Source organism: Nostoc cycadae WK-1 (assembly GCF_002897135.1).
Classification (GTDB): Bacteria; Cyanobacteriota; Cyanobacteriia; order Cyanobacteriales; family Nostocaceae; genus Nostoc_B.
The window spans coordinates 27243-36428 of sequence record NZ_DF978430.1 but is presented as its reverse complement, the minus strand read 5'-3'; the positions used below and the strand labels follow the sequence as shown (position 1 = coordinate 36428).

The window sequence follows — 9186 nt, the reverse complement described above, 5'->3', positions numbered from 1 at the left end:
TTATCATTTTTTTAGTGAAATGGTATAACAGATTGGCAGACAAATGGTACTCCTCGGCGTGCGGGTGTGAGTTCCTTTGGAATTGGGGGAACTAATGCTCATGTAATTTTGGAAGAAGCACCAATTATTGAGCAAGGAAGCAGGGGTGCAGGGGTGCAGGGGAGATTTCATTTGTTGGTACTATCAGCAAAGACTAGCACAGCCCTGGAGACGGCGACAGAGAATTTAGTCCAATACTTGCAGCAAAATCAAGATATAAATTTGGCTGATGTGGCTTACACTTTGGCTGTTGGTCGTAAAGCTTTTGAGCATCGGCGGATTTTGGTGTGTCAAAATCTTGAACATAGCATTACAGCTTTCACATCTCCAGATAGCCCAGAAGTTTTCACCAACTACCAAAAATCCGGTCATAGTCCAGTAGTGTTTATGTTTCCTGGACAGGGTTCTCAGTATGTAGATATGGGGAAAGAACTTTATGAAAGTCAACCAGAGTTTAGAGAACAAATTGATTATTGTGCTGAACTGCTCAAACCACACCTAAATCTTGATTTACGTGAGGTACTTTATCCCCAAGCAACCCAGACTCCAGAACTAACCCAAACTGCTATAGTCCAGCCTGCTTTATTTGTGATTGAGTATGCTTTAGCAAAATTATGGATGAGTTGGGGTGTACATCCAGAAGCGATGATTGGTCATAGTATTGGGGAATATGTAGCCGCAACTTTAGCAGGGGTTTTTAGTTTAGAAGATGCGTTAACGCTAGTTGCTACTCGTGGAAGCTTGATGCAGCAACAGCAAGGCGGCGCGATGCTGTCGGTGCAAATGTCAGAGTCGGAAATTCTACCTTTTTTGGGTGGAGAACTGGCTTTAGCTGCAAGTAATTCGCCATCAAACTGTGTAGTTTCAGGTACGATAAATGCGATCGCTCAATTAGAACTAAAACTACAACAGCAAGGGATAAATTATCGCCGACTGCACACATCTCACGCTTTTCACTCTCCGATGATGGATGCAGTTGTTGAGCCATTGACGCAACTTTTACAACAAATTTCCCTCCATCCTCCCCAAATTCCCTTGATATCGAATGTCAGTGGGACATGGATAGATGCAACCACCGCCACAAACCCCGACTATTGGGCAAAACATCTCCGCCAAACCGTGCTATTTGGTCAAGGAATCACCGAGTTACTCCAGCAACCAGAACGTATATTTTTGGAGGTGGGGTCTGGTAGAACTTTAACTACCTTTGTCAAACAACATCAAAAACCAGAGGTAGTTACTCTCACTTCACTCCGTCATCCCCAAGAACAAAAGTCAGATATCGCATTTATATTAAATACTTTGGGTCGCCTATGGTTGCAAGGAATTAAAGTTGATTGGTTGAGTTTTTATCGCCACGAAAAACCCTACCATATTCCCTTACCTACCTATCCTTTTGAACGTCAGCGTTATTGGATAGAAGCACAACCACAGCTATTTAAAGCGTCAAACATAACAGATACGCTTTGGAAATCTGTCGTCACAACTAGTAAAATACAGGCTCAAACTCAGCCACTTGATGCCGAAACTTATTTCCGTAATCAACAGTGTTTAGATGATTTATGTGTGGCTTACATTAACTTGGCATTGAGAAATTTAGATATCTTTAAAGATTCTTCCATCAAGTATAATTTTGCTGAATTATATCAGCAAAGCGGTATCATTCCTCGCTATCAACAGTTATTACATCGGTGGTTAGATGTCTTGGTAAAATATGGACATCTACAACAAGAACAAGGGCTATTTAGCAACTTAATTTCCTTGTCGCATGATACCATCAATAATTATTTAGCTACTGCTAAACTAAAATTAGAAAATTTACCACAATTAGTCAATCTTGTCGCAGAATGTGGTGTAAATTTACCAGTTGTCTTGAAAGGTGAAGTAGAACCTTTAGAATTATTTTTTAACGCTATCAATAAAAGTAGAGAAACTCCACAATCGGAAATTGCATTAGATACCTATTTAAAAGGTATCATGCAGGCAGGTTTACAACAGATCATCAAATTATTACCCCCCAATATCAACCTAAAAATATTAGAAATTGGCGGCGGACAAGGGATAGCCACCGCAGCTTTATTACCTGTCTTACCCAGAGAACGCACAACCTATACCTTTACTGATGTTGGTGGATTATTACTCAATCGAGCCAAAGAAAATTTTAGTGCTTATCCATTTGTTGAATATAAATTTTTGGATATCGAAAAATCTCCAGCTGAACAAGGGTATGAACTCCACAGTTTTGATGTAGTAATTGCTGTGAACGTTTTACACGTCACTCGTAACATTAATAAAACCCTTGATAATGTGCGATCGCTATTAAGTTCAGGTGGTTTATTATTACTTTGGGAAATCACTGAACCGCAATTAATTTTTGATATTACCGATGGTTTATTGATGAATCCTTTAGAGGATGAACAACGCAGTCGGGGAAATCCATTTTTATCTCAAAAACAATGGTATGCAGCATTAAAATCGCATGGATTCGCTGAAGTCGCAGCAGTTTCAGAAACAGCAGCATTCGGTGAGGAAATTTTCATTGCTCAAGCTACAACAGCTAATGCTCAATCTATCGCATTTAGCAACTATATTGATCACCAAATAGAACAGCCAGTTGTATTAGGTAAAAAGCCTAATATCGCTGACTGGTTTTATACTCCTACTTGGAAACGCACTGCTTTACCTAAGTTAACAAATGAAAACAAAACAAATCAACCAAAATGCTGGTTAGTATTTGTTGATGAATGTGGTGTGGGAGAAAAAATAGTTCAGCGATTGCAAATAGCAGGTGATGAGGTAATTACTGTCAAAGCTGACAAAGCATATATTCGTCATAGCGATCGCTCATATACAATTAACCCAGAAGAACCACAAGATTACAAGTTTCTCTGTCAAGAACTTCGCAAATTAGGTCAAACTCCCACCAATATTCTGCATTTATGGAGCGTCACGCCAGATCATCCAGGGTACTTGACATCACAACAGTATGAATCCTTAGGCTTTTACAGCTTACTGTTTTTGACTCAAGCGATCGCCGAATCTTATGCAAAAGATACCTTAGATATTCGAGTTATTGCCAATCATCTGCAAACTGTGACAGGTTGCGAACAACTGTGTCCAGAAAAAGCTTTAATAATGGGGCCTTGTAAAGTCATTCCCCAAGAGTATGCCAACATCACTTGTAGCAGCATTGATGTAGTTCTAGCAAAAGCAGAGAGTTGGCAAGAACAACAACTAATCAACCAACTAGTTACAGAAATTTCTCTGCAACCATCACAACAAGTGATTGCTTACCGAGGACATCATCGCTGGGTACAGGATTTTGCAGCTATTCAACTAGACACCCCAATTCAGGAAAATCCACGGTTAAGGAAAAATGGAGTCTATTTAATCACTGGCGGTTTGGGTGGTGTGGGACTAGCTTTAGCTGAATATTTAGCCAAGACTGTACAAGCTAAACTCATTTTAGTCGGGCGATCGCCTTTTCCTCAAGCAAATGAATGGACGCAGTGGCTATCCACCCACGATGTAAAAGATGTAATTAGCCAGAAAATTCGGAAATTACAAAATCTGCAAACTGTTGGTGCAGAAATAATGATATTTAACGCTGATGTTGCCAATTATGAGCAAATGTCAGTAGTAGTGAAAGCAGTAAATTTGCAATTCGGCCAAATTAACGGTGTAATTCATGCAGCCGCAGTTTTAGGGGGAGGAATGATGCAACTCAAAACTAAAAAAATTGCTGCTGATGCGTTAGCACCAAAAGTTCAAGGAACAAGGGTATTAAAGAAAATTTTCCAAAATACTAAGCTTGATTTCTTTGTACTTTGTTCCTCCCTTTCTTCCTTTGTAGGTACATCAGGAATGGTAGATTATACTGCCGAAAATGCCTTCTTAGATGCCTTCGCACACCATGATGCAGCACAACATAGTAATTTCATCACCTCTATTAATTGGGATAGATGGCACAGCTTAGGAATGGCCGTTGCAGTTGAAAAAAGACATCAAGAAATTACAGGCGAAGAATTAACTGTAGGCATGAATATGGCAGAAGGTATGGAGGCATTTAATCTGATTTTATCTAGTAATAATTTGCCTCAGATTATAGTCTCTACACAAGATTTACATAGCCAACTTCAGCCCAAAAAATCCGATATATCCATAGAAGAAAAATTAGCCAACCTCAACCGAAATAGAGCCACTTATCCCCGTCCCAACTTAGATAATGCTTATGTTGCGCCGTGTAACGAAATAGAAAAAAACCTAGCTGATATTTGGCAACAACTACTTGGTATTGATCAAGTCGGTATTCATGATAACTTCTTTGAATTAGGAGGAGATTCTTTATTTGCTACTCAGCTTGTTTCTCAACTTTGCAAAAATTTCCAAGTTGAACTTTCGTATAAAGGCTTTTTTAATTCTCCAACTATTGCAGAATTATCTGAATTGATTGTTCAAAATATAGCGGAACAAACAAATTTAGAAGATTTATCCCAAGCTCTAGCAGATATTGAAAAACTATCAGAAGAAGAAGTAAATAATCTACTTACCGCCCAAAGTTAAATACATCTTTAAAGACTAACAAAATTGACGCGTAATAAGCGTTAAATTCCAACATTTTTTGTAATTATTCAGGATTTCATAATGCTTCAGTCTAATTCCCCACAAATTACATTATCTCTTTGGCTACTTAAGTTATTAAATTTCCTCTATCCCCAAGGAAATGCTCATCGTTTTCAAGAATCAATTAATTTGATTTCTCAACATACTGCTAACTCCAATGGTAAAATTAGCGACTTTGTTTATCCTGGTATTACTTATAAACCTTGGTATGAAGCCGATGATTATAATTCCTTAAAACAGTTTACCAATATACTCAAACAAGACTTCAGTACTATCGAAAATGAGTGGCAGGCTTTTTTAGCATCTAAAAAAAATATTGTTCCCAGATATAAGCCAAGTGAAATATTTGGTGAAACTCTCAAGGATCAAGATGAAAACTGGAAGTATTACTTAATTTGGAGACAAGGTAAATTTACAGATGCGGCTTTGTCTATGTTTCCCAAGACAGTCAATATTGTGACTAAGCTCAAACCTTTTCTCTATCCTTTTGGAGAAATTGTATTTATTGTTATGGAACCGGGAGTTGTTTTACCACCACATACTGATGATATAAATATTTCTTTAACCTGTCATTTAGGAATCGAAACTCCAGAAGATTGTGGTATTAAAGTTGGAGGTGAAACACGGAAGTGGAGTAGAGGAGAAGCTTTATTTTTTGACAATAGTTTTATCCATGAAGCCTGGAATAAAAGTCAGTCTAATAGAGTTGTGATGTTATTAGATTTATATCATCCTGAACTGACAAAAGTTGAAAAGACTTTACTACAAATCGCCCTGAAGTATTTTAATCTTACAGGAGAAGAAGCCGGATACCACGGCGTAAAAGATACAAAGTATTTGCAAGAAAAATTGAAAAATCTATATTAACTTATCTACAATCAAGCATAGATCCTATGGCTACAGAATATCCTATATCTTTTTCCAACATAATTCACTTGAGTTTTGTGGCGATCGTATTGTCCATTGCTCTTAGCCTAATTATTTACCTCATCAATAGGCGAAGTCAAAGCCAAAAATCACAGTTAATCTGGACACCTATTGATTTTGTTGAGCGCCGCAGTAATCTTTCGTATAATGAGTTTATCCAGGAATATGCAGCGGTTGGCAAGCCTGTCATTATTACTGACGCTATGAGAGATTGGCCAGCCTTAAACAAGTGGAATTTTGATTTCTTTAAATCGAAATATGGTTCTGTAAGTTACGGCGTTAAAGAAGATAAAGACGAGATAAAAAAAACAATCACTGTCGCTGAGTACATTGATTATTTAACTGAGCATAATACTAATGTTAATCAGGAACGTTTATACTTAGCTAACTGGGTAGTTTCTGACTTTCCTGAACTGTTAGAAGACTATAAAGAACCAGTTTATTTTCCCAATTGGTTGACAAGATTACCAAAAAAAGTTTTGCAGAGACATGGGTATGATAACCCCGAAATTTTCATAGGTCATAAAGGTAAATCCATAGGTCTTCATGAAGACCCTACTAGTTGTGCTGCATGGTTAGCCATGATTTCTGGACGAAAACAAATTGTTTTTTTCACACCAGATCAAAAAGGTTTCTTATATGAAGGAAAAGTTGATGTATTTAATCCAGACTTTAATAAGTTTCCCTTGTATTCCAAAGCTAAACCAGTAGAAGTCATTCTGGAACCGGGAGAAATTATTTATATACCTCCTAGATGGTGGCATCATGTCAGAAATTTAGAATATACCATAGCTATGGGAAACTTAGTTGTAAACGAACTAAATATCAAATTATTTTTTCAAGCAAATGTTGAAATACATCCTATCATAGGTCATATTGTTCCATTACTATTTAAATTTCCGCCGTTAGCAAATGCTTTATTTGTTATTGGCATACTCTAAGCATTATTTTATTTCAATCTTTAGCGCGTCCATACTTGATGTTGTTCAGGTTATTTAAGCATGAGTGATATTTTTCAAAAAATTGCTGGGTTATCTCCAGAAAAACTAAAACTGCTTGCACAAAAACTAAACCAAAAAAAAGGAGATAGCTTATCAACAAGATTAATAGTTTCTCAAAGTCAAAAAACTCATACTTTCCCTCTCTCATTTTCTCAACAGAGGTTATGGTTTCTCGACCAACTAGAACCTGGGAACCCGGCATTTAATATTTGTCAGTTTATGCACTTGTCTGGTTCACTAAATGTAGCAGCATTAGAAGAAAGCTTTAAAGAAGTCGTTAAGCGTCATGAAGCTTTACGTACTACATTTACCATAGTAGATGGACAACCTCTCCAAGTCATTTGTCCTGCTTCTATATTTAAGTTAAAAGTAGTAAATTTACAAGCATTGCCTTTAGACAAAAGAGACGCTGAAGTTCTATGTTTAGCTAATCAAGAATGTCAAAAATCATTCGATTTAACTAAAGATTACTTACTGCGAGTTACTTTACTGCAACTGAGTGAAATAGAGCATGTTTTATTGTTATCAATACATCATATTGCTGCTGATGCTTGGTCAATAGGTATATTAATCAGAGAGATTACAACCCTTTACGAAAACTTTTCTCGTGGTTATCCTTCACCACTACCTGAACTACCAATTCAGTATGCAGATTTTGCAGTTTGGCAGCGTCAATATTTACAAGAAGAAAAATTAAAAACTCTATTGAATTATTGGCAGCACAAATTAGGTGGTCAACTTCCTATACTAGAATTGCCTACAGATGTGCCTCGTCCAACATTACAAACTTTTAATGGTGCTAGGCAATGCCTGATTTTATCTAAGACTTTCTCGGAACAATTGAAAGCTTTGTACCAGCGCGAAGGTGTAACGCTATTTATGATTTTAATAGCCGCATTTAAAACACTACTTTATTGGTACACAGGACAAGAAGACATAGTTATAGGTACTGATATTGCTAACCGCAACCAGCTTGAAACTAAAGAATTAATTGGCTTTTTTGTTAACCAACTTGTTTTACGCACTAATTTATCAGGAAACCCATCATTTCGTGAGTTACTAGAAAGAGTTCGTGAGGTAACTTTAGAGGCATACTCTTATCAAGATTTACCATTTGATAAACTTGTAGATGCCCTCAACCCAGTCAGGCATCTATCTCGTCCACCTTTATTTCAAGTAAAATTAATTTTAGAAAATACTCAAGCTCCTGCTTTAAAACTTTCAAATCTAACTATCAAATCATTAGCGGTTGAAAAGAAAACAACCCAACTTGATTTACTTTGGGAGATAACAGAAACAGAACAGGGAATAGTTGCAGCATTAGAGTACAATACAGATTTATTCTACGCCGCTACTATAGCGCAAATGCTCAAACATTTTGAAACACTTTTACAGCAAGTAATAGCTAAACCAACAGCAAGATTAAACGAATTAATTGAATTGCTTGCCGCAGTAGATAAACAAGCAGAAGTGATTCAAAATAAGAAGACAAAAGCAGAGTATAAACATAAATTTAAAACAATTAAACGTCAGATTCTTGATACTATTGCTGAAACGGAGAATGCCCAATGAAGAAATTAGATAAAAACATTAAACGTCAAACCGTAAATCTAGCGCCAGACGAATTAATTAAATTAGAGCATTTCACCAATAGCAAGGATTTACCACTTGTCATTAGCCCTGATATTAACAATGTTGATCTTACTGGCTGGTCTGATGCTAATCGTAAATTTATCGAAGGTAAATTACTGCTCAATGGAGCTATACTATTTCGAGGATTTAATATTACTACAGCATCAGAATTTGAACGTTTTGGTTTAGCCATTTGTTCAGAACTGTTTAATGAAAATGGCGAACATCCCCGCACTAGCCTTAATGGGAAGGTTTATACTCCTGTTTTTTACCCTAGCGATCGCAAGTTATTATGGCACAATGAAAATTCTTTTAATCATCGCTGGCCAAAAAAGATTCTATTTGGATGTCGTCAACCAGCCGCCCAGGGAGGAGAAACCCCCATTGTTGACAGTCGCCAAGTTTTTCAGCGCCTAAACCCTAAAATTAGGGAAAAATTTATTGAAAAACAAGTTATGTATGTCCGTAATTATGGTAACGGATTAGGGCTAAACTGGGAAACCGTTTTTCAAACTAAAAATAGGTCAGAAGTTGAAGCAATTTGTCAACAGAATTTTGTAAATTTTGTCTGGAAGCCAGACGGAAGTTTAAGAACTATTTCTGTTCGTCCAGCAGTAGCAAAACATCCCCAAACAGGTGAAATAACTTGGTTTAATCAGGCTCAACATTGGCATCCAGCTTGCTTAGATACTCAAACACGAGAGTCGCTACTATCATCATTTTCAGAGGCAGATTTGCCACGCAATTGCTATTACGGTGACGGCAATATCATAGAAGATTCAGTAATGGCAGAAATTTGTCAAGTTTACCAAGAATTAGAAGTAACTTTTCCCTGGAAACAAGGAGATATATTGCTCCTAGATAACTTGCTGACTGCTCATGCACGTAATCCCTTTATTGGTGAAAGGCAGTTATTAGTAGCTATGGGCGAAATGACAAGCTTTGCAGATATTAATAATTAAAG

General features: G+C 36.9%; 4 protein-coding genes and 1 pseudogene. All 5 read left to right on the top strand.

Annotation, left to right across the window (positions count from 1 at the left end; all coding sequences use genetic code 11):
• Positions 1–24 precede the first annotated feature (24 nt).
• A pseudogene (locus tag NCWK1_RS15450) lies at positions 25–4602 on the top strand (acyltransferase domain-containing protein); the annotation flags it as partial.
• 81 nt (positions 4603–4683) lie between these two features.
• Complete coding sequence (locus tag NCWK1_RS15445; RefSeq protein WP_096576684.1) at positions 4684–5529, top strand: aspartyl/asparaginyl beta-hydroxylase domain-containing protein; 846 nt, start codon at positions 4684–4686, stop codon at positions 5527–5529.
• A 26-nt stretch (positions 5530–5555) separates the two neighbouring features.
• Positions 5556–6530, top strand: coding sequence for a cupin-like domain-containing protein (locus NCWK1_RS15440; protein ID WP_103125320.1), 975 nt, complete (start codon positions 5556–5558; stop codon positions 6528–6530).
• Positions 6531–6590: 60 nt separating this feature from the next.
• Positions 6591–8162: a condensation domain-containing protein gene (locus tag NCWK1_RS15435; protein WP_096576680.1), complete on the top strand. Its 1572-nt coding sequence runs from the start codon at positions 6591–6593 to the stop codon at positions 8160–8162.
• Positions 8159–9184, top strand: coding sequence for a TauD/TfdA family dioxygenase (locus tag NCWK1_RS15430; protein WP_103125319.1), 1026 nt, complete (start codon positions 8159–8161; stop codon positions 9182–9184). Before NCWK1_RS15435 ends, NCWK1_RS15430 begins: the two co-directional genes overlap by 4 nt.
• Positions 9185–9186: the final 2 nt, after the last annotated feature.

Excerpts from the sequence above, each read along its gene's own strand:
- NCWK1_RS15445 (WP_096576684.1), top strand. The coding sequence starts at position 4,684 with ATGCTTCAGTCTAATTCCCCACAAATTACATTATCTCTTTGGCTACTT.
- NCWK1_RS15440 (WP_103125320.1), top strand. The coding sequence starts at position 5,556 with ATGGCTACAGAATATCCTATATCTTTTTCCAACATAATTCACTTGAGT.
- NCWK1_RS15435 (WP_096576680.1), top strand. The coding sequence starts at position 6,591 with ATGAGTGATATTTTTCAAAAAATTGCTGGGTTATCTCCAGAAAAACTA.
- NCWK1_RS15430 (WP_103125319.1), top strand. The coding sequence starts at position 8,159 with ATGAAGAAATTAGATAAAAACATTAAACGTCAAACCGTAAATCTAGCG.